The 1,873-nt window shown below is 30.9% G+C and carries 1 protein-coding gene and 1 pseudogene; one reads left to right on the forward strand and one right to left on the reverse strand.

Annotated elements, in window-relative coordinates; genetic code table 11:
* Positions 1–264: pseudogene (locus CHU92_RS15655) on the forward strand (hypothetical protein); the annotation flags it as partial.
* 96 nt (positions 265–360) lie between these two features.
* On the opposite strand, the gene CHU92_RS00250 reads toward CHU92_RS15655, so the two are convergent.
* Positions 361–1,773 (reverse strand): LTA synthase family protein, encoded by a 1,413-nt coding sequence (locus tag CHU92_RS00250; protein WP_094411441.1) that lies wholly within the window; start codon positions 1,771–1,773, stop codon positions 361–363.
* Between the last annotated feature and the right edge of the window lie 100 nt (positions 1,774–1,873).

Below are 1,873 nucleotides of genomic sequence, written 5' to 3' on the forward strand. Positions count from 1 at the left end.
CGTTTACAGAGTTTGGAAGACACCATCAGTCAAGAGAATCCTGTTCGCTTTATAGATGCTTTTGTCAACAGTATCGACTTAGCGAAAATAGGATTTACCCCCAGAGTTTTAAAAACCATCCATTTTAACCCAAGTTGTTTCCCTAAAACAAGGAAAGAACTTGGCTTTTATAAAATCAGTCTTTTTAGACTTAAAAAACTCGTTTGTAAGCACTCCAAGTTTTACAACTTAATTATAACTAAAAAACAAACTTCCTTAAAATAGCTTCTAAAGAGGTTACTTTTTATAAATATTTTAAAATTTTAGTTTTTTATTGAGGTTGTGCAACAGTTACCCTTGTTAGCGGTTCGGGCTTTTTTGTCATTGTCTATTGTTTAATTTAAACACTTTGAAATATTCTGATGAGAATATCATCTCTGAATTCTCAGGAACGTTTGGTTCGTGAAATGGCGTTCTTTGTATGTCTTTACTAAAACCATTTATTTGAGTAATAAAAATTACATTTTTGTATTTCTCAAAAAAGACACTGTCTATAGCTTTGTCTTGTCCAACCTTAGTATGCAATGCCCAAGCTGTCCACCATTCAAGGCCGTGTCTAGCTATTATTATTGTTTCATTATCATTTTTGATAACAGATTTAAGTTTTCTCAATTCTTCGTATGCAATTTTATCAATAACAGTTTCTTTGGGATGTCCAGATACTGCAATTATTGACAATAAAGTAAATATGACAAAGGAAATACTTGTTGTTTTAAGTTGCTTTACGTTAAACACCGTAGATATTTGAAGTATTAAAAGTATTTGGGGAATGAATAAAAATAAACTGAGTCGTTTAAAATATTCACCGTCAAGAAGTGGAAAGGAGAGAGCAATTAAGCAAACAATCGAAGCAAACAAAATCGTTTTTTGAAATGGTTTAAAATTGTTGCTTTTTGTTTTTAGGGTAATAATGCCAATTATTGCAAGAAAAATTGAAAATAAAATTATTAATAAGTCGGGTGGTGACAACATCCCATTTAGTACGGCTGGCTTCTCAAAAACCACAGTCCAAAATGAAACCAACCTGTTGAAACGAGAAAAATCAAACAGGAAGACAATACCCAAGCTAATAGTAATTAGAATTGATATTGGAAATATTGCTTTTTTCTTGTATGTATATAAAACCATTAGAAATAAAAAAAACATTGAAAAAACAAATGTTCCGAAATGTGTAAGCCCTATAAAAATTAAAAAAGCAATTGACAAAAAGATGTTAACTTTCTTTCGATTGATTTGGAAGGATAGATAGTATGCGAGAAAACAGAACAGAAAAAAAATTGCAAGGGCGTTCTTTTGTAGGTCTGAAGTGAGAATAAGAGGTGAAAATGAGAGAACCGAAAAAGCAAGGATGCTGAATTTAAATAATTTTACAGGCAAAGGATTGCTGAATTGAACGATTTTATAAAGAGGTAAAAGTAAAAGTGGAATAGAAATACTATCAACTATTTTAACGACACTCAATATCAGGCTGTCTGTAATAGAAAAACCAAAAAGCGATATGAACTTTATTAAAAACGCGTCAAAATAAAAAATCAAGGGCATATCAGAGAATCCTAAATGTCCGTTTGTCAAAATAGACCTTACCTGTAAAGGATAATAACCACCGTTAACTCCAGGAATTAATTCTTGAGAGAAGTTAAAATAGAATCGAATACTAAAAACAATAATACCCAGTAAAAAATAAATGGCTACTGGGGCTTTTAAGAATGTGTTATTTAATTTTTCAATTTTCAATTTTCAAAGTCTATGTCATTTTTATGTTTAGTATGTCGTCATAGCCTGACCGCTAACGTCAGACTGTGAAAAAACCTCCACAATCTCTTTAACAAATATA

This window comes from Flavobacterium cyanobacteriorum (assembly GCF_002251835.1).
In the GTDB taxonomy this organism is placed as follows: domain Bacteria; phylum Bacteroidota; class Bacteroidia; order Flavobacteriales; family Flavobacteriaceae; genus Flavobacterium; species Flavobacterium cyanobacteriorum.